Here is a 19,753-nt window from a genome sequence, read left to right as displayed (position 1 = left end):
TCGCCGCATTCATTCGGTGAGCCGGAACCACTGGACGAACGGGCCGCCGGTTACCGCGTCGTCGCTCGGCAGGAGGTACTCGGTGCGCCCGCTGCCGTCCAACGCCGTCACGACGTGGCCGTTGAGGTGAAGGTCGGGATCGCGTTCACCGACGATCGCCCAGCCGTCCAGGACGAATCGCCCGATGAGCGGACGTTCCCAGCCGACGTGGCGCCGCAGACCTTCGAACAGCCGCTCCGTCAGCCACTGCACGGTCTCGCCAGCCGGCCTCCAGACGATGATGTCGTTGTCGGCGTTCCACTCCGCGTCGAGCTCGATCGGCCGGAACCCCACCGGCGGCATGTCCGGCCAGACCGTGTCCATCTCGCCCGGCAGCGGCCACGGCAGGTCCAGGACCACGCGGACGACGGGTTTTCCCCGGACCGTGTCCTGGGCGACCGGGCCGTCCAGCTGGACCAGGATCCCCTCGGCGAGTTCGCCGGCCTTGACGACGTCGTCGTTGGCGAACTCGCGGACTCCGAGCAGCTCCAGCCCCGCCACGTGCACGCCCGGGAGGTCGGCGCGACCAGACTGCGGCCGCTGCGCGGTCACCACGACGGGTGCTCGTGTCCCGTCGCCGTCCACGCGGATCGTCAGGGTGTCGCTGGCGGCGCCCTGGGCGAACGACGGCTGCCACCAGAACGCCACGCCCCCGTCGGACTCGGCGGCTGCCCTGGCCAGCTGTTCCGCGTGGACGGCCTCCAAGCTGTCCGGAAGTGCCTCGCCCGGCTTGGCCGGCGCGACCAGAGCGCCCTCGGTCGCCTCGGCGGTGACCTCGACACCCTTGACCGGGCCGCACGGGCTGTCGAGGATCACGCGGACCGGCTCGGGCAGGACCTTGCGGTTCGGCGGGAGGTACTGCCCGTCCCCGCCCTGCAGCCGCAGTTCCACCGTGGTGGCGAGCTGGCCGAGTGCGTCCTGCACCGTCGTCGTGCCGGCGAAGCCGTCGCAGACCGGCGTCCACGCGACCTGCGACGCGACGCTGCGCCGCCCGGTGACGATCACCTGGACGCCGGTGCCGACGCCGTGGTCGTCCAGGCGTTGCATCACCAGTAGTTGCGTCGAAGCCGCGCCGGTCGCATTGCTGAGCGTCCACCGGACGGCGGCGACACCGTCCGGGCCGGTGGGTACGTCGCGCTGCGATCCGGATCCCGTGGCGTCGGCGACCGTCCCGCTCTGCGCCGTGAATCTCACCCGCGCACCGACGACCGGGAGCCCGCCGTTGCGGACCACCACGCGGACCGGCTCCGGCAGGGGCGTACCCGGAAGGGACTCCTGCCCGTCGCCGCCTGCCAGGTCGAGGGTTACGAGGTCGGTCAGGGACGGTGCGAACCTGCGGCAGTCCGACACCCGCGTCCAGCCGGACGACGTCCGTTCGACGACCGCGAGCGGTGCCACGTGGTGGACCGGACCGAGCGGCCGCGCCGGCACCGGGTCGCCGTCGGCGTCCGTCGGCCAGTCGAGCGTCCCGGACAGCGCGGTGAGGCCGTACGCGAGCCGCACCGTCCGCGCCGGAACCAGCCAGTAGTCACCGGTGCGGTAGGCGCCCCCGCCGTCGAACGTGACCCGGATCCCGCCCTCCAGGTCGTCCGGGCTGGTGTTCGCGTCGCGTGGCGGTCCCTCCCACCGGCGGACGATCGGCGCGCGGCCCAGTGCGGCCCGGCTGGCCGGCGCGCCGTCGGTCCACGCCACCGGGAGCCTCAGCCCGTCGGGAACGCCGACGGTGGCGAGGTGTCCGGGCAGGCCGCGCAACTGCCGGTCGGTGCTGGTCACCTCCACCGTGTCGCCTTCGCGGATCGACAACTCGTCGTCCCGGCCCACTCGGTCGAGACGGAGTTCGGCGTCCATCCCGGTCGCGACCGTGGCCTCGATCGCGGTGAGTCCGGCCACGACGCTGCCGTTCTCTCGTGACCAGAGGTAGCGCGGCGTGCCGCCCTGCTCGTCGTGGATCTGGACGCGGTAGAGCTGGTTCTCCAGCCGCGTGTACCCGCCGGACGTCGTGATCCGGCACGGGTCCTCGTCGGGAGCCGCCTGCCGCAACGACGGCGTCATGGTGCCGCGGGTCACCTGGAGCCAGGTCGGGTCGTTCAGGTCGGAGCACTGCAGTGAGCCCGAGATCTCGACGGCGCGGACCTGCCAGACCGTCCTGGCGCGGGTGGTCGTGTCCGGCCCGCCGAGCGCGGGCTCGCGCAGGGACGGTTCCTCGTCGGCGGTGACGTGGTGGGTCCACACGTCCAGGTAGAGCGCGTACCGCGCACCGGCGGTCGTGGACGGCTCGGACAGCCCGGCGGACGAACCGATGGCGGCGAGGTACGGCTGGTCGGTGAGCGGGACCCCTGGACTCCCGGTCCCACCCGGGCCGGCCTCGCACAGGATGCCGTCGACGTAGTAGCGGCCCGGTGTGACCCGCAGATCGGTCCAGGTCGTGCCGGATGGTGTGCCGCCGGCGGAGTCGACGATCCCGAACCCCGCGTCAGCGGCAGGACCGCCGGTGCGTCCCACGATGTCGCGGGTCCGGGTCTCGTCGTGGTACGCCGTGAGCTCGACCTGCTCGTTCCAGTCCGCGTCGAGAAGCACCCGCCCCTGCTGGAGCAGCACGGAGCGGTAACCCTCGCGCGGGTCGAAGGTCCAACGGCTGAAGTCACCCTGCATGTCCGCTCCCCTAGGTCCGCATCCGCGTTTCCGTACTCCGCGCTCAGCTTCCGAAGATCCCGATCTCGACACCGACGGGCACGTACGGCGCCAGCGCACGTGCGGCCGCCGTGGCGCGCAGTGGCCGGCGTAGGTGGTGGTGCACGCCCATCTCCGCCTCGCCCTCCCCGCCGGTACGGATCACCGACGGACAGGTGGCCGCCAACGCCAGGTACACCGGCGACCCCGGGTCACCCGACGCATAGACGGGCGCGATCGCCTCGCCGCCAGGCTCAGCCGGCACGCACTGGTACCGGCGTGGGGTCCGTGAGCCAGGTCCGGCGAACGAGTAGCGCAGGCACCCGACCTGCCGGTGCTCGACGGTCACCGGGCCGTCGAAGACACAGCTCGACGCGTCCATCGACCGCACCTCCACGTCTCCGCGCACGGTGCACCCCTCGAACGACGCGTGCACGGCGGCGCCGCTGACCGCGGCGGCGCCGGCCAGCGCCATCGAGTCCCGGCGTGCGTGGGTACGGGGCAGGAGCGACGGGGCAGCACCGTCGACCACGCTGTCGGTCATCGAGAGGACGGGAACCGGGGCCGTGAGCTCGATCCCGGACACGATGCCGCGCACGATCCGGACCTGGAGGTCGCCGTTCGTGCCGCCGTCCGCACCCTCGACCTGGATCCGGCCGGTGACGGTCGCATGCGCCACGGTCAGCGCACCCAGCCGACCGGGTTCGACCACCAGGTCGCCCTCGACGGCCAGGCCGTCCAGGACCAGGCTGCTGCCGGGTCCACCGGTGACCGTCAGCGAGCCGAGGACGTGCGGGCGCAGGCCGTCAGGTACGTACGTGCCGGGCGTGGGTGCGAGCACCTCACCGCTGCGCATGATCCGGGTCGGCCAGCTGGCCGCGACGAGGACCAGCCGGGTGGCGGGTGGGATGTCGACCCGCAGCGAATCGACGTACGACGCGCTGTCGCCGACCGAGACGACGTACGTGCCACCCGCGGGAGAACTGCCGTCGACCGCTGCCCACTCGTCGCGGACCCGGTCGAGCGCGTCGGTCAGGGAGCCGACCTCCACCATGGACGCGACCGCCCCGGCGCGGACCGACAACTGCCGGTCGGTGCCGGGCCGCCCGTCGTAGCGGTCCGCCGCCAGGAGAGCATCGTGGCCGTCAGACCGGTCGTAGCTGCCGGCGCCCACGTCGGCCAGCCCGCCGTACGCATAGCGGACGAAGACGTTCGCCGGTCGGATGACCTCGCCACCCTCGTAACAGGTCAGGTGTCCGGTCTGGGCGTCCACCATGACCGCACGGACGCCCGGCGTGGAGTCGACGTCCTCCAGCCCGCAGACCCGGATCCGGTCCGGGGGAAGGGCCGTGCCGGTGACGCCGATGCGTACGCCGATCGGGAGCTGCGCGTCGTCCAGGTCATCGCGGCGCGCGGCCTGGAGCAGAGAGAGGAGGCGGCGCGGTCGCAGCGGCACGGGCAGGTCGGCCTCCCCGGCCAGGTGCTCGATCCCTCCGGCCGCGTCGTCGCCCGCGGGTGCGGCGAACAACGGCACTTCCCGTCCGAGCGGGTCGACCTTGAACCCGCTGCCGGATGCGCGGGCCTGCGACCATCCGCCGGCGGCGCCGGTGTCCGCGGCGAGGTCCGACGCGGTGCCCGATGCACCGACCTCGTACACCTGGACGGGGTAGAGGAACACGCCGATGTCGGGGATGCCGTACCTCCCTCGCCGGCTGGCGATCCGGCGCACCTCGGCGGTGTGCGGCAGCGGGTCCAGTCCGGGCGCGAGCGTCGCCGTGCCGGCCTGGTCGAGGGCGAGGAGCTCGAGCCGCTGGGCGTCGCGGAGCGATGCGGTCGCGGGGCGTTCGAGGTGGACGTGGTTGACGTGGGTGGTCGCGGCGAGCAACCGGTAGAACTCCACCGCCCGGGCCGGCCAGCCGGTGACGTCGCGGGCGACCTGCTCGAGGACGGCGGCGGTGCCCTTGCGCCGCCGGTACGCCACCGTGTTGGCGACGACCGAGCGACGGGTCGTGCCGGTGCCGAGGTCGGGCGGCACCTCGGCGAGACCCACCAGATCCGCGAGGTACGGCACCACCCACTCCGCGCAGGTCTCGACGAACCACGCGTCGTACAGGTCGTCCAGGTCGTTCTCGAGCAGGTCGAGCTCCGCCGCCACCGCTGTGAGCAGGGCGCGCAGGACTCCGCCCGCCTCGGCATCCCGCGCCACCACATGGGTCGGGAGCCGACTCAGCAGGCGGGCGAGCGCGTCCTGCGCTTCGAGCGCACCGGACCCGTTCACTGGGCCATCACCCCGATCTCCACGCCCCCGGAGGAAAGGCCGAGCACCTGGGCGGGGAGCAGGTCGCCGTCCTCCCACCGGGCCGGCAGGGCGGACAGCACGTCGGCGGCGCTCGCGTCGGTCGGCAGCACCGGAACCGCGGCGGACGGGTTCGCGCTCCCACCGGGCAACGGCAACAGCCGCGGCATCGTGCAGGCGACGACACCGGGCGTCGACCGCACGGTGACGAGGACGGCTGCCGCGGTCACGGGGGCGGCGAACGCTCGCAGCGCCGGCGCGAGCGTCCCGGCCAGCGCCTCGCGGACGGCCAGCTCGACCCCGGCCCGTTCGTACGCCGGGTCGTGCCGGATCTCGACCCGGATCCCGAACCAGCGCAGGTCTCCGTGCAGCAGTTCCAGCGGTGTGCCCGGGTCGCGGGCGGCGGTGAGCGCGGTGCGGAGGTCCTCCACCAGACCTGCACTTGCCGGTGTCGCGGCCGTGCCGAGCAGGCTGACGGCGACGATCGTCGACCGGCCGTCCCACACGGCGTCCGCGCGTGCCGTTCCGACGCCGGCGAAGCCGCTGGCGAAGTCCTCGTGGTCGGCCACCGAGACGGCCCGGTCGAGGGTACGGATCCGCAGCGGTGCGTTCCGCCGGGCGTCCGCGAGCGTCTCCGGTGGTGCCCAGTCGTGGGCCGGTCCGGGATTCGTGACGCTCCGGATCCCGAACGGGCGGCGGGTGAGCAGGCTGAGTTGACCTGGCGTCGCCGCGCCGTCGGCTCCGATACCGACGCGGTACGTGGCAGTGACGTTCTCCGCGCCCGTCGACGCCCGAGCGCCGTGCGTACAGTCGCCGAGCACGAGCCGCACCGCGCCGCCCTCGCCGTGGCGGACGACGAACACCCGGTCGGAGCCGGTGGCGGTGTCCAGCGACTCCACCTCGGTCCACGCCACGCCGTCGACCCGGAGCTCGAGGGTGCTGCGGGACCCCGCCGCGGTGGTGGCTCGGATGTACGTGAGCGGAGTACGGCGGGGCTGGAACTGTGCGAACGGCGCCCGGCCGTCTCCACTGCCGAGCACCTGGCCGACGGTCTCGCCATGGGTCGCGTCGACGGTGTTGGCCAGCACCCGCAACGTCTGGGGATCGACCGCGGTCGAGAGCTCCCGGTCGAGGGTGACACGCATGAGCGGTTCGCCGGCTGGGTCGGGGTCGTCGACCACCACACAGGCGAGCACGGTGGCCGGTTCGCAGATCGGCGGTGGGTGCGCAGCCGCCGCTGTCGCCGGTCCGGGTGCAGGGGCGCCGGGCGGGTAACCGGTGACGAGCACCCTGCGGCCGGCCGGCAGCGGCGGGTCGGTGGCTTTCAGGTCCAGCTCGGGACCGCGGCCGCCCTCCAGCCGTGGCGCCCGCGTCGCCGGCAGCAGTCGCGACTGGCAGTGCACCAGCGTCTCCCGCCGGCCGAAGGTCGTGAGGTTCTCGGTGAGGTCCACCCGGACCCGGGTGATCCGGCCGCTGATGCCGTAGCGGGCGGTCCCGTCGGCGACCACCTGCTCGGCGCGGTACAGCTCGCGGTAGTCACTGCGTTCCAGTACCACCCAGGCAGCGTCCGCGACCCGGGTGTGGTCGCCGCCGACCAGCCGCGGGTGGTCGCCGTCCAGCTCCACCACGTCCTCGTCGCCGTGGTCGGTCAGGCCGTACTTCTCCCACTCGAGGACGCCATCTGAGTCGGGGTCCGTCGTGCCGGGCACGCCGGTGTCGCCCGGCCCGCGCAGCAGGTTGGGGTCGGGTGCGTTCCAGCCGAACACGTTGGCTCGTTCGGCGAACGCGAAGACCTGGACGTCCTCCTGCGCGACGAGCTCGGCGCTGCGCCGGTAGCCGATGCGGGGTCGCACCCGCACCAGAGTCCAGCCGGTCAGGCCGTCCGGGTCCTCCCTCGCGGTCTCGACGACGCGGAAGTCCCAGCGCTCATCGTCGTGCGGGACCCGCGCCGACTCACCCGCGCGGCCGTACCGTACGCGCTCCTGACCCACCACCAGCACGGCGTCGCCGGGGCGGACACCGAGGCCGGTGCCGCGCAGCCAGATCTCGGTGTCACCGAACTCGGGGACCTGCCGGCGCGTCGACGCTCCCGGTATCGCGTTCCACACCGCCCGCGCCGGAAGGTCCTGCGAGGTCTCGAACGTCTGCGGCAGCTGTCCCGCACCCGGCACGGTCTGCACCGGCGTACCACCCGGCACGTGCACCTCCACCGGTGCGCCCGGCGCGTCCTCGACGGTGAAGGCCAGCTCCGCGGTCGCCGCGACGCCGGGCCGCAGCTCGTAGCCGAGGGTGCGGGCCAGCTCGCGTACCGAGGAGAGCTCGGTCGCGGTGCGCAGGAAACCCTCCGCGGCGATGCGTTCGGTGTAGAACGACACCACGTCGGCGACGTACGCCCACGCGTCCAGCACCGCGACGGCGGGTTCGTCTGTACCGTGCCGGGCGAGCGCACGCACCGCGGGCGGCTGGTCGTCGCCGGTTAGCACCGCGCGCATCCGGAGCACCGAGGCCGAGTGCGGGGCGACCCGCCAGCTGAGCCCGGGCTGGCCGGGCGGGTTGTCCACGACCGGGGCCACCGGCGCCAGCGAGTCACACCCGCAGCCGCCGCCACACCCGCAACCGGCGTTCACGCTCGCCCCCGCAGCAGACAGGTGAACCTGCCGTTCTCCGGGTTGCTCGGGTCGGTGTCCGCCTGCAGCACCTCACGGGCCGCGGCATCGATCCGACCCCGAGAGACCTCGCCGGCCGGTGCGCGGCCCAACCGCCGGAACCGCAGGCCGGTGCCGTCGTCCCCGACGTCCACCCATGCGACCCCCGGCACCGCCATCGCGGTGGCGACGACGTCGCTCAGGAACAGCGACTGGCCGAACGTGAAGTTGTCGGGGTGGAAGAAGCCGCGGCGACCGTCGGGCAACCGACCGGCGGAGAACGCCCGTGCGAGTGCGGCGGCGATGTCCGCCCGCTGATAGCCCGGCGCCACGCACACGCCGAGCACGATCTCCAGGGGTACGTACACCGGCCGGGCAAGCTCCACGTCGACCCCCGCCATCCGGCGAACCTCCAGGACGGCCGAGATCGCCGCGGGTACGGAAGCGTCGCCGGCCCGGTCGGCTCTCGGGTCGACGGTGACTTCCTGGGCGTACCACGAACCGCTCCAACGGCGCCGGGCCACCGCACGCTGCACCGCCGGGTCGCGCATGGCCACCGCGGCGTAGTCGTCCGAGGTCACCGCGCGCAGCTGGGTGCGGAACGCGTGCGGTGCGAGTTCGCGGACCTCGGCGATCGGTTCGGCGTCGACACCACCGACGGCCGGCAGCGGATTCGTCACGGTCAGGCCGTCGGGCACGGTGGCGCCCGGGCGAGCCAGCAGCCGGGCCAGCGTTCCGGGTCCGACGTTGCCGGCCGTGCCACCGCCGAGCCGGTACGTCGCGGTCGGCGTCGTGCCGGCGACGGGACGACGGCCCGACACCCCGTCCCCGAACCTCAACCGGCTGGTTCCGTCGGACTCCGTCTCGACCACCACATCGGCCGCGAGCCGGCCGCTGGCCAGCAGGTCCGGTCGGGGCAACCAGGTCCGGGAGCCGTCGTCCAGCTCCAGCTCGGCGACAGCCGTCCGCGGATCCGGCACCAGGGCCGCGGCCGCACTTGCCACGACGACGGGCGACGGATCCGCCCAGGCCAGACCGATACGTCGTAGCCGTGGCCGGTAGGTCGCACCGACCGGGACCTGGGGAGGGTCGAGCCGCTCACCGGCAACGGTGCCGCCGTGGTCGGCGAGGACGACGTTCGCGAGGGCTACCGCCACGACCCGGGCGCTGCCGTTCTCGGCACGTTCGGCGACCGGCAACGGAACGGGAAGAGCGTCCGCACCCGACCAGTGCAGCTCCAGCACCACCGACCGCTCCGACAGCGGATCCGTGTGCACGACCGGGTCCCGGTCCAGCCGAACCGCGTGCCGCCGGGTCGGGTCCCCGGTGAGCGCGGAGCCGTCCGGGCCGAGCGGGGCGAGGACGAGGACGTCGCCCGCTCTCAGCTCGGGGTCGGCGTCGCCGGGTTCGCACGCCACGAACGCCGAGGTCGCGCCGGCCGGCAGGCAGTGCTCCGGGTCGCCCCAGGAGTGCAGCCAGAGCTGGTTGCGGGCCGGGCGCACGCGCACCGTCGCACATGTCTCGAACACGACTCCGCCGCTCTCCACCACATCGACGGCAGTCACCGGACCGGTCGCGGGCGGGCTCGACGGGTCGGCGGCGTCGGCGGCCGGTGTCCCGGCGGGGAGGACGACGTCCGCGGCACTGGTCAGGACCAGCCAGGTGCGCGCGCTGCAGCCGTCGTGCATCCGGTAGTCGAGCAGCCGCGCGTGCCGGCGTACCGACGTCCGCCGCCGGGCGGTGCCGAGGTACGCCTCGGCCGCGACCCCGTCCTGCCACGCGGCCAGCCGGTCCCCCATCGCCGCGAACAGCTCGACCAGCATCACGCCCGGATCCGCCGGGTTGCGGTCGGTCCAGTCCGGCACCAGGGTGGCCACCCGGTCCAGCAGCCGGGTACGCAGGGCATCGTAGTCGCGGGCGAGGTAGTCGAGCGCCGGCGAGGTCGCTTCGGCCGGCGGGCAGGCCAGGTCGATCCGGCAGTCGAGGTCGGACGGGCAGTCCACGGTGAACGTGAACGCGGCCTGGGCGAGCGGCTCGTCGAAGCCGTCGGGGACACCCACCCCGCCCGGCCCGAGCAGCTTCAACACGTAGGTCGACCAGTCACCACTGGACGACGTACGGATGACCAGGACCCCTGCCCGCTCACCCGCCCCCGTCGTGCGTTCGACCAGCCTGCGGTCGGCGGGCGTCACGCCCGGGAGCGGGTCGACCGGTGCCGAGGACTCACCTCCGGCCAGCGCGTCCGCCGGGTACGCCCACTCCACTCGGACCGGGTTGACCAGCGGGTCCGGGCGTACCCCACCGAGCACCAGCACCTCGTCGGCGCCCAGTCCTGCCGGCACCGGGCCCCGCAGCAGACGGACCAGCAGGGTGCGCTGCCGCGGCGCACCTGCCACGAAACCAGGGGTTCCGGGGGCGTTGGCGAGCACCTCGATCGCGTCGATGCCGTCGAGGGCCGGCGTGCTGGTCCCCACGACCAACGCCCGCCGGGCGTCGACGTCCACCGCTGTGGTCAGGGTGACGCCTGTGCGCGCGTCGTTCGGGTCGGGGTACGGCGTCGTCACGGCGCACCTCCGGGCGGTCCGGTGACCGTGAGCGTGCGGCGGCTCGCCACCGCGCCGCCGACCAGCGGGGCGTACGTCACCGTCACGGCCAGCGTGGACTCCGCGGCTTCGACCGTGACGTCCTCGACCCGCAGGAGGTCGCCCAGCCAGTGCTGAAGGGACCCGTGCACGAGCGCCTTGGTCGCGCCGGCCAACTCGTCCCCGCTGGGAGCGAACACCAGCGCGCTCACGCCGCTGCCGAAGTCCGGCCGGTTGACCCGTTCACCCGGACGGGTGAACAGGACGGACTCGACCAGCCCGCGCAGGTACGCGTCGAGGTCGACCAGCGCCATCCGTCCCCGCCCGTCCAGGCGGAGCGGGAACGCGAGGTGCCGACCGCCGCGGGTCATGAGAGCTTCACCCGTGGCTGGGCGACGACGACGTTGAGGGGCACCCCGGTCGGCACGCAGGTCGCCGTCCCGCCCTGGATCACGAGCGGCTGGCCCATGGACATCACCCGGGTACTGCCGACCGCCCACATGGCGGCCGTACAGGGCCCGCCTGCGGCCGGCGGCAAGGAGCATCCTGCGACGGTCCATGGCGTGGCCAGGCCCACCGCGGCCGCCCCGCCGAACTTCACCCGCGGGTGGGGAACGGTCGGCTGTGCCTGCCCGCCGTGCGCGCACAGGACGGTCGCGCCCTGCTGGACGCCGAAGCCAGGCATCAGATCACCTCCAGTGCGCCGTCGTTGACTGACACCGAGGCGGCGGTGAGCTTGACGCTGGCCGCACCCATGGAGAGCTCCATGCCGCTCGCGGTCATGGCCAGCTTCATCGGCACCGGAACGGCGGGCGACCCGACCTCGATCGTCACGCCACCGGCACCGGGCAGGTCGCTGAGGGTGATCGTGACCGCCTCCGTCTTCCAGACCTTGACGTCCGGCAGCCCTGGTGACGGCGCTTCACCCGCGTTCCACATGGCGCCAGCGAGGATCGGGTAGTCGGGGTCGCCCGCCTCGAACTCCACCCACACCGCCGCTCCCACCGGCGGGACGGCGAAGAAGCCGACCCCGGACCCGGCGTACGGCACACACGGCTCGGCCCAGCTCATCCGCCCGTCACCGAGTACCGCGGGCACCGACACCTGCACCCGCCCACGAAGCATCGGGTCGATGGTGTTCTCGACCTTGCCGCGGTACTTGCCGAAGAACGTGGCCATCAGCCCGCCCTCCCGACCGGCACCGCCGGCACGGTCGATCCGTGGCCGTCGCGGGTGAGTTCGAACCTCTGGTGGTAGGAGCCGCGGGACAACTCGTGCTCCACCTTCCGTACGTACCAGAGGCCGTCGTGCGACCACCCCGCACCGCGGACGCCGACCAGACCGCGCGGTCGGAGCACACCTCCGTACCGCGCACCGTCGAGGGTTCCCTCGGCGATCACGGCGTCGGCGCTCCGGTCGACCTCCGCCTGCGCGCGGGCGACCGCGCCGACGGTGTTGCTGCTCGCGTCCCGCAACCGGCGCTGGCGTACGTCGCCCGCGTGGGTGGCCAGCAGCGGGAGAGCGGACAGTGGAGGCCGCAGGCTCGCCGGGCTGCGCACCGGGGTCGCGGCACCCGTGCGCCGGTCGGTGACCGCACCGCTGACCGTCGCCGGTGCAAGCGCCTCGACCCGGAAACTCATCCCGGACACGTTCGTCTCAGGACCCAGGTCCACCGACAGCGCCGGCTGCGGAACCCCGACCCGGACCGGCGGACCCCAGTAGAACGTGCTGGTGCCCGGCGCGGGCCCGGGAACGACGTACGCGACGTACCCGTGCCGGCGGGCGAGTTCGGTCAGGTGCGCCAGATCGGTGCCGTGCTGGGTCGGCACCCGGTCGATCGGGAGCGGCGGGTCGAAGTCGACCGGTGGCAGTGCCATCGGCACGATGCCCTTCGCCGCGTACGGCGCGAGGATCGTGAGCACCTGCGGGTAGTCGTCGAGTGCCGGGTGTTCGGCGTCACGTTCCTCCCGGTCGAGGAGATAGGACACGTCCTCGCCGGTGACGTCGAGCGTGGCCGCGCCTGGTTGGTCGCCGGGAGTCAGGCGTACCTCGGTCACGATCCCGTCCAGGAGGACCATCGGCACCAGCCCGAAGGTGAGCACCACGACGACCCGGGAGAACGCCGCGACCGGCGAGGACTGCAGCCCGGGTACGTCGAACGCACCGTCCGCGGCGGACCGGCCGGCATCGAAGGTCAACGTGAAGACCGAACGCTCCTCGTCGTTCTCGGTCACCACGACCGAACGCAGCCGGGCGGTGAACGGAGCCGGCAGCGGTACCGGGATCGTCGGACCGGCGAGGACGGTCAGCCGCAGGCCGAGGGCGGGCACCGGGCTCACATCCCCGGAACCGGGATGACCAGGAGGGCACCTTCCGCGTCCGGCCCGACCAGCGCGTCCGGGTCGAGTGCGGCGTTCGCGTCGGCGATCCGCCAGAACGCCGCCGGGTCACCGAGGTACCGCGCGGTGACGAGGTCCAGCCGGTCGTCCGCCGCCACCGCGTGCAGCGCCATCGGCGCGGCCGCGGCGGGATCGGGCACCGCCCGCCGGCGGAGGTAGCGGACCTCGCGGGAGCCGCCCGCGCCGTCCGGCACTGTCGCGGTGGCGATCTCGACGCCGTCGTAGCGACTGCCCGCGGCCATGTCAGGCCCCCGCGAGCCCGGCACCGGCGGAGACGACACCGGCGACACCCGCCGCGGTGGCCATCGTCTCCTTGAGGACCTGGTGGACGAGGAACAAGGCGTACCCGGGATCGGTGACGGGCAGGTCGTTGTACGACAGCACCTGCGCCGACAGGTCGACCGTCGCCCGGATCGGATTGAGCGCCGGGTCGAACGCGTCCTCGGTGACCGTGAGACTTTCCAGTCGGACCGGCACCACCCTGGCCGGTCCCCAGACCAGGACCGTCAGCGGGCCTTCCGGCGGCAGGATCTCGATCGTCCCGGCCATCAGCAGGGCGGCGTTCGTGATGACGTGGACGCTGCTCGGGTAGAGCAACATCTCCAGGGCCGCCAGGTGCCCCGCGATGCCGGTCGTGGCGGCGAGCGGGTCACCGGTCTCGAGCTGGTCGGACGCGTCGACCTCGACGTTCATCGAGATCGTCTCGACCGGCGCGCCCCACACCCGGTGAGCGTCCGCCGCACCGACCTGTGCGTCCGACGGCGCTTCCCTCGGCCGCAGCGCTCGGGTCACGGTGTCGGGGTTGTACTGGAAGACCACCACCCGGGAGAGCGGGCTCGCCGGGTCGACGGCGACGATGGCCCCCCGCAAGGTGCGCGGGCTCCCTGGAAAGCTCCCCATGCGGTGCAGGTTGGCAGTGCCGCGTCACCGCGCTGTCACGCAGGTGTCACCCGCGTCCTGCACCACCGCGTTCATCGACTGTGCTGCTCCTGGTGACGCGGATTGCGGCATGGTTGCGCGCTCGGCGATTTACCAGGCCGTGTCAGCGTCGGCGTACTCCTGGGACACGAGCCAAGGCATGATCCGCCAGGCCTCAGGCGCGCTGTCGGAGGTTCTCACCGACAGCTCCCTCCGACCGGCCGGTTTCCCGCCACGAAAAGAGTCCGCGGAGAGCTGGCGAGGGCTCTAGACCGAGTTCGGTCCTCAGCAGATCGCGGCAACGTTCGTATTGACGGGACGCCTCCCAGCGATTCCCGGCGGCCAGATGGGCGCGTACAACCGCATAATGGGCGCTTTCGCGAAATGGCTCCGCACAGACCACGACGAGTCCCGCGTCGACCGCCTCGCCATACCGACCTGACTGCCTGAGTCGCTCACTCAGAGCCTCGAGAGCGTGGAGCCGCAACTGGTGGTAGCGCTCGCGTTCGACGGTGAGCCACTCATCGCCCCAGTCTGGTAGGAGCTCCGCGGACAGCAACGCGCGCGTCCCGACTGTCAGGATTTCGTCGCATGGCCGTGCAAGGTCGAGAAGCCGCCGCGCACATACCTCGGCCTCGTGGACGTCAACCGCGACATCTCTCGCCAGGCCGATTCGCTGCGCGCCCACCTCGACGAGGTCCCGCGCCGACTTGTGCGCCCGCCACAACGTCGATCGCAGGTTGGCCGCGGCCTTCGCCGACGTCGTGTCCGGCCACAACACACCCGCGACACGCGCACGACTCAGCGGCCTGCCGTGGAGGGCGAGAAGGACGAACAGCCGCTGCACACTCCAGACCAGTGGAATGGTCTGTCGGCCGACAGTGAAGGTGAATCCATGAAGAAGGCTCAACGCCGCCGCTGACGTATGGATTCCGCCCATGCATGGCCCCCCACGAACCTGCCCTGCGAAGCCGATGACCGGCGTCGCGCGATCCACCCCTCATCCGGCATCAGCATGAGGGATCAGGATCTCAGCTTTGTGCGGGACCACCGCTTCGGCCTCGGATGGCTCCCGTGAGCAGGACGCTACAGGAGTGGGCAGGCGTCGTCAGACGTTTCGCGATCAAGGCCACCGGGAATGATGCTCTGCTCGCCAACTTGCTCTCGAGGAGACGCTGAGCTTGTTGCCACAGGCACCGCTCGCCTCGTCACCGTCGACCACCGGGGCGCGTCCGCACCGCCGCAGCTCGAGCGGCCCGGCGGCTGGCGGCCCTGCAGCCGGGAGCCGACCGGCGCTCAGCTGACGAGGGCAGCGATGGTTCGCGCACACACCAGGGACTCGGTATGCGTCGTGTCCACTTCCAGGTCATAGGACACCCCCTGGTGAACCACCTCCGCCTGCAACGCGGCCATCCCCTGGATGCGATCTCCTCGTGCGATCTCACGGCCTGCGGCGACCGCCCTTTCACACCTGACGCCGACCCACAACACGGCCAGTCCACCAAGAACCTTCTGCCACCGCTGCTGGGACCCCGCTCCGCCGAGGAAGACGTCATCGATGATGACCCTGGCGCCCGCACGGGCCATCGCCACGACGCCCTCCATCCAGGCCGCCTGCAGCGCCATGAAGTCCGCCCCGACGCTCACCTCGCCATCGGCAGCGAACGTGATCCCCTCGTCCGACGTCCGCATTCTCGCGGGCAGCGCGTCGACGAACGAGTCGCACCCGAACACCGGCCACGGATCCGGCAGTACTGCCTGCAGGCACCGGACGATCCCGGACTTCCCCGAGCTGGAACCACCGTTGAGAATGATCACCTGAGTCGTCACCGAGCCACAGTAGGGGCGCTTCCCGCACGGCACGAAACGAATATCGGCACACTGCTCTGCTGCCACCACTCGGTGAACGTTCCCGGTCACGCTGCTCACAGCCGCGACCGAGGCCTGGGGCGTGCCCACCGATGAGTTTCGCCTGCGGGCACGGTCTGTGTTGTCGTACGTTACGAGCCAACTTCGGATTGCAAGGAGTACGACTGTGGGCATGCAGTGGACGTCGGAGGCATCAGGGTCTGGCAGCTACGCGGAAGTCAACGGGATCAGGCTCTACTACGAAACCCACGGTTCCGGGCGGCCACTCGTGCTCCTGCACGGCGGTCTGGGCTCCGGGGAGATGTTCGGCCCGACCCTGCCCAAACTGGCTGAGCGTCATCAGGTCATCGCTCCCGACCTGCAAGGTCATGGCCGTACGGCCGACATCGACCGCCCGATCGACGTACGCCTGATGGCCGACGACATCGCGGCGCTGATCGACCACCTCGGGCTGGACAAGCCCGACGTGGTCGGCTACTCGATGGGCGGCGGGGTTGCCCTCCAAACAGCGGCGAGGCACCCGGGCAAGGTCGGCAAGCTTGTCGCCTGCTCCGCGAACGTCTGGCGCAACGCAATCCCCACCGAGATGCTCGAACAGCAGGGCCAGGTGAACGCCGCCGCGGCGGAGTTCATGAAGGACACGCCGATGTACGAGCTCTACCAGCGGGTAGCGCCACACCCGGAGGATTTCCCGAAGCTGCTGGACAAGATCGGGCAGGCGATGGCCAAGGACTTCGACTTCTCCGACGACGTACGCAGTCTGCAGGTGCCGACTCTCCTCATGGCCGCGGACGCCGATATGGCGCCGCCGAGCCACTACATCGAGGTCTTCAAGCTGCTCGATGGTGGACTGCGCGATGGCGGATGGATGGGCGAAGGTCGACCGAAGGGCGGTCACGCGCTGGCGATCCTGCCGGGCCTGACGCACTACAACCTTGCCGTCTCACCACTTTTCGCCGCCACCGTCCTCGCATTCCTCAACGGTGAGAGCTAGACAGGCACAGGCGCGGAGCCCGAATGGCGCCGCTCTGTGTCAAGTGGTTACAGCGGCCGCGCCCACATCCTCGCAGCGCACCTGCGCCTCACTCGTCGACCGAGCACGACACTTCGGGTCAGCGGAGTGGGTGAGTCCGGCGACTCGCCCACTCCGCTGACAACCCCCTACGACTGCGGGGCTGCGGAGAGGACCAGCCGTCCGTAGTCGCCGAACAGTCCACCCGCCTGGATGTAGTACGTCGTGCCGGCGACGGTCGGCAGGTCCACCTGCGCCTGCAATGTCGAGGCGGGCAATGGGAAGCCCGGCGCGTCATCGTCGCCACATACCACCGGCTCCATCACGCCGTCGGTGAGAGCGTAGACAGCCACGACCGTGTCGAAGTCACTTCCGGCGGTGTCGATGTCGAGGGTTTCGCCGTTCCCCTCGACGGAGTACCACAGGGTGCGCTCGACAGGCGCCCACGCGCACGGGACGTCCGCTTCGGCCTCGAGCGCCGCGGCACGGTTCGTGTCGCGGACAGTCTCGTCGAGAACGAGGGGCGTAGCCGCCTCCGGCCGGTCGTTGACGGGCAGCGGACCGGCCGGCTTCGGGCCCTCCGGCGATGTCACCACGGAACGGGTGACGATCTCCAGGTGCTCGCAGGTGGCGCTCGCCGCGCCCCAGGGCAGGTCGACGGTCGCGCTGACGTCGTACGGCGTGTACTTCTGCACCACTCGGGCAATGGACGTCCGCAACTCACTGACTGTCGTCTCGCCGGTTGCGGCCATGGTGACAGAGACCGGGAGCTCGGCCACGAACTCGCCGTTCTCGGAGTCTCGAAGCGGAAGCACCGCGGTGAAACTGTCGGCTGATGGGTCGACTGGCCCGAAGAGGTTGTACTGACGCCCGTCGTGCTCGACCTCCATGGACAGGAAGTACTCGCCCTCTGCCGGGCCGAACACACCCACCACGGCATCGCCTTCACAGCGGGCCGAGTCGAAGAGCATGCGCTCGAAGCGGACCCTGGACTCGGGTGCGTTGCGCAGGTAGGTCGACTCGACCGACGACCCGGTGCAGTCCAGCGATCCAAGGTCATAGCCCTGGAGCGTCAGCGTGGCGTCAGCGGCGAGCGTCGAGGCCACCGACTCCGACCGTACGTGCTGGTTGCCGTTTCGGGTGTTGTCCGTGGTCTCGGTCTGCGCCGTGATCGAGGTCGTGGCCGCGAAGTCGCCCGTACCCACGAACTCGCCTTCCGGGCTGTAGACGTCGAGCACGAACCGCAGGTTTCCGTCGTTCCAGGAACCGGTCCCGAACGCCTCCACCAGCGGATCGTCGTCGGTACCGACCCGCACGAAGGCGAAGTCCCCGAAGTCGGTGGACGAGCCCGCCGTAGCGAAGACCGGATCGCCCTTCGTCGTCGCGCCGGTGCAGGTGACGCCTGCCTGGAACGTGGTCACCGTGTAGGTCGGACCGGCAAAGGACGGTACGGCGGTCGCGACGCTCACCGACCCCGCTACCGCCAAGCCCGCGATGGCGCGGACGAACATGTTCATCGGACCCCCCTCTTCACGGGTCCAGCACCCGCGCGCCGAGATCGTATGTCGGCGGCGACACCTTGGAAGGTGGATTGACAAACTTCCCTGATGCTTGGTGCGAGCCTGCGATGATCTCTTGCCATGGCGGTGGTGAGGATCGCGGTCGCGCAGGGTGTCGGAACACAGGACTTTCCGGACCCGGTTCCATTCGGGAGCAGGGGCGTCGGGTTCGTGAGCTGATGGGGCTGGCGATAGCGATTCGGGAGTTGCGGGATGCGACGGCGTTCGGCACCAGCCACCTGCTACACCGTCGGCAACTGGCACTAGACATTCCTGGCTGAGCGGGTGCCCTCATGTGTGACAAGGTGGTAGGCCGGCTTCGAGAGTTCGGGTATGACGATGAGGCGTGGATCTCGTCCGACCAGCGCTGTCGCGTCGGCGAGCGCGTCGCCGACAGAGTCGATCGGCGTTGCGCCCATCCCCCTCGCGTGCTCCGGGCTCTGAGCGCCGGCGATGTAGACAGCCTGCGCCAGGTCGCGGGCAACGCTGCCCATGTAGATCATGGAGAAGGCGTGGAACGGGTGGTAGCCGTGCTGGTTGCGGTAGGCGGAGATCCACTGCGGCTGGTTGCAGAAGTTGTCCTCGTGGGCCGTCATCTCGTGCGGGTGCCGGCACGACTGCAGCAGGTCGTAGGCGGCGGCATAGGGCGGGAACTCGCGGCTGTTGAACCAGCCGTCGCAGATCGAGGTCGCGATGACGACAGGGTCAGGTCGTAGCGCGGCGCGGGCGCGGATCACCGAGGCACCGATCGCCTGCATCATCAGGATCGGGTTGGTACCCATCCCGGCGCCGTAGTGGAAGTCGCGCGGCATCCCGATGACCAGGACGTCTGCTGGCGGCCCTGGGAGGCGCACCTCGGTACGCTCGGTCGCCATGCCCCACGACGCCTCCTCGACGGCACCTATGGCGCCGGCCCTCACCCGGAGCTGGCGTGACTGGCTGTCCAACACGGCGTCGACCGTGAAGAACGGCTGCGGCATCGCCGACTCCATTCGTTGCCGGATGGCAGTGAGCTGAGACCGGAAGTAGCTCCCCGTCGTCGGCGGAGCGAAGTCCCCTCGCGTCATCGACGCCGGCGTGTGGTGGCATCGGATGGACCGCCAGCCGGTGAGGCCGGTGGACGGCATCTTCGAGCCGCCACTGAAACCGCCGTACGGGTTGCCTGACGCATGGCCGACCAGGATCGTGAGGTCCGAGTCCACGACGCATCGGTTCACCTCGACGGCGTCGCCGTGGTCGGACCGCTCCAGGGTGACCATGCCCTCGGCATCCTCGGCGTCGTGGTTGACAGTCCGTTCGGGGCCGATCCGTCGAACGACGTGCTCACCGAGCAGCTCGGCCATTTCGTCCATGGTGTTCTTCCGGTGCAGGCCGATCGCGTTCACCAGCCGAACGTCGCTCAGCCGCACGCCTCCGCGTTCCAACTCGTCGAGCAGGAGTGGTACGGCGACCCTGCGGTGCGCGGTGGCGTGCGTGCCCCCCTTGACGCGGTCCGGGAACGCGATCGCCACCCGCGACCCCGGGCGGACGAGGTCGCGGACCCGGTCAGACCCGAGCGGATTCTCGAGCGCGGATCGCGTGGCCTCGACCGGGTCGTCCAGTGGCCGCGGCTCCCGATGCGGCTCGCCGGTGCGAATCACGACGGCACTGTCCGGGAGATCGACCTCGACATGGCCGGTGCCGTACTCGAGCTGGACACGCCGCATAGGTGGTGTCTCCTCTCGTGCAACCGATTCCTCGGTGGGTTTCGTGGAGTGCGGACGC

Annotated in this window: 15 protein-coding genes; 1 reads left to right on the top strand and 14 read right to left on the bottom strand. The window is 71.5% G+C overall.

Going from position 1 to position 19,753, the window contains the following annotated elements:
* Positions 1–9: 9 nt before the first annotated feature.
* The 12 genes from ABN028_RS20530 to cpt form a co-directional block, all read right to left on the bottom strand.
* Positions 10–2,691, bottom strand: a complete 2,682-nt coding sequence (locus ABN028_RS20530; RefSeq protein WP_349697760.1) for a DUF6519 domain-containing protein — start codon at positions 2,689–2,691, stop codon at positions 10–12.
* A gap of 43 nt (positions 2,692–2,734) precedes the next feature.
* Positions 2,735–4,987 (bottom strand): phage tail protein, encoded by a 2,253-nt coding sequence (locus ABN028_RS20525; protein WP_349697759.1) that lies wholly within the window; start codon positions 4,985–4,987, stop codon positions 2,735–2,737.
* Positions 4,984–7,578 carry a baseplate J/gp47 family protein gene (locus tag ABN028_RS20520; RefSeq protein WP_349697758.1) on the bottom strand — a complete coding sequence of 865 codons (2,595 nt, stop codon included), beginning with the start codon at positions 7,576–7,578 and terminating at the stop codon, positions 4,984–4,986. The genes ABN028_RS20525 and ABN028_RS20520 overlap by 4 nt, the downstream gene beginning before the upstream one ends.
* Positions 7,579–7,628: 50 nt before the next feature.
* Positions 7,629–10,214, bottom strand: a complete 2,586-nt coding sequence (locus ABN028_RS20515) for a putative baseplate assembly protein (RefSeq protein ID WP_349697757.1) — start codon at positions 10,212–10,214, stop codon at positions 7,629–7,631.
* Positions 10,211–10,603 (bottom strand): GPW/gp25 family protein, encoded by a 393-nt coding sequence (locus tag ABN028_RS20510; RefSeq protein WP_349330812.1) that lies wholly within the window; start codon positions 10,601–10,603, stop codon positions 10,211–10,213. Before ABN028_RS20510 ends, ABN028_RS20515 begins: the two co-directional genes overlap by 4 nt.
* Positions 10,600–10,917, bottom strand: coding sequence for a hypothetical protein (locus ABN028_RS20505; protein ID WP_349330813.1), 318 nt, complete (start codon positions 10,915–10,917; stop codon positions 10,600–10,602). The genes ABN028_RS20510 and ABN028_RS20505 overlap by 4 nt, the downstream gene beginning before the upstream one ends.
* Positions 10,917–11,411 (bottom strand): phage baseplate assembly protein V, encoded by a 495-nt coding sequence (locus tag ABN028_RS20500; protein ID WP_349697756.1) that lies wholly within the window; start codon positions 11,409–11,411, stop codon positions 10,917–10,919. The genes ABN028_RS20505 and ABN028_RS20500 overlap by 1 nt, the downstream gene beginning before the upstream one ends.
* On the bottom strand, positions 11,411–12,562 hold the full coding sequence (locus tag ABN028_RS20495) for a hypothetical protein (protein ID WP_349697755.1): 1,152 nt from the start codon (positions 12,560–12,562) through the stop codon (positions 11,411–11,413). The genes ABN028_RS20500 and ABN028_RS20495 overlap by 1 nt, the downstream gene beginning before the upstream one ends.
* Before the next feature lie 5 nt (positions 12,563–12,567).
* Positions 12,568–12,873 (bottom strand): LysM domain-containing protein, encoded by a 306-nt coding sequence (locus ABN028_RS20490; protein ID WP_349330816.1) that lies wholly within the window; start codon positions 12,871–12,873, stop codon positions 12,568–12,570.
* Between the two features lies 1 nt (position 12,874).
* Positions 12,875–13,531, bottom strand: a complete 657-nt coding sequence (locus ABN028_RS20485; RefSeq protein WP_349697754.1) for a hypothetical protein — start codon at positions 13,529–13,531, stop codon at positions 12,875–12,877.
* Positions 13,532–13,724: 193 nt separating this feature from the next.
* Positions 13,725–14,489, bottom strand: coding sequence for an AfsR/SARP family transcriptional regulator (locus tag ABN028_RS20480; RefSeq protein ID WP_349330818.1), 765 nt, complete (start codon positions 14,487–14,489; stop codon positions 13,725–13,727).
* 356 nt (positions 14,490–14,845) lie between these two features.
* Complete coding sequence (cpt, locus tag ABN028_RS20475; RefSeq protein ID WP_349330820.1) at positions 14,846–15,379, bottom strand: chloramphenicol phosphotransferase CPT; 534 nt, start codon at positions 15,377–15,379, stop codon at positions 14,846–14,848.
* A 211-nt stretch (positions 15,380–15,590) separates the two neighbouring features.
* On the opposite strand from cpt, the gene ABN028_RS20470 reads away from it, so the two are divergent.
* Complete coding sequence (locus tag ABN028_RS20470) at positions 15,591–16,412, top strand: alpha/beta fold hydrolase (protein ID WP_349330821.1); 822 nt, start codon at positions 15,591–15,593, stop codon at positions 16,410–16,412.
* 167 nt (positions 16,413–16,579) lie between these two features.
* Here ABN028_RS20470 and ABN028_RS20465 read toward each other — a convergent pair whose 3' ends face one another.
* On the bottom strand, positions 16,580–17,947 hold the full coding sequence (locus tag ABN028_RS20465; protein ID WP_349697753.1) for a hypothetical protein: 1,368 nt from the start codon (positions 17,945–17,947) through the stop codon (positions 16,580–16,582).
* Between the two features lie 305 nt (positions 17,948–18,252).
* On the bottom strand, positions 18,253–19,695 hold the full coding sequence (locus ABN028_RS20460) for a lactate racemase domain-containing protein (RefSeq protein ID WP_349697752.1): 1,443 nt from the start codon (positions 19,693–19,695) through the stop codon (positions 18,253–18,255).
* Positions 19,696–19,753 lie beyond the last annotated feature (58 nt).

The sequence above is a fragment of the Actinopolymorpha sp. B17G11 genome (assembly GCF_040196095.1).
In the GTDB taxonomy this organism is placed as follows: domain Bacteria; phylum Actinomycetota; class Actinomycetes; order Propionibacteriales; family Actinopolymorphaceae; genus Thermasporomyces.
Note: the sequence above shows the minus strand (reverse complement) of the source record. Positions and strands in the feature narration are given on the sequence as shown.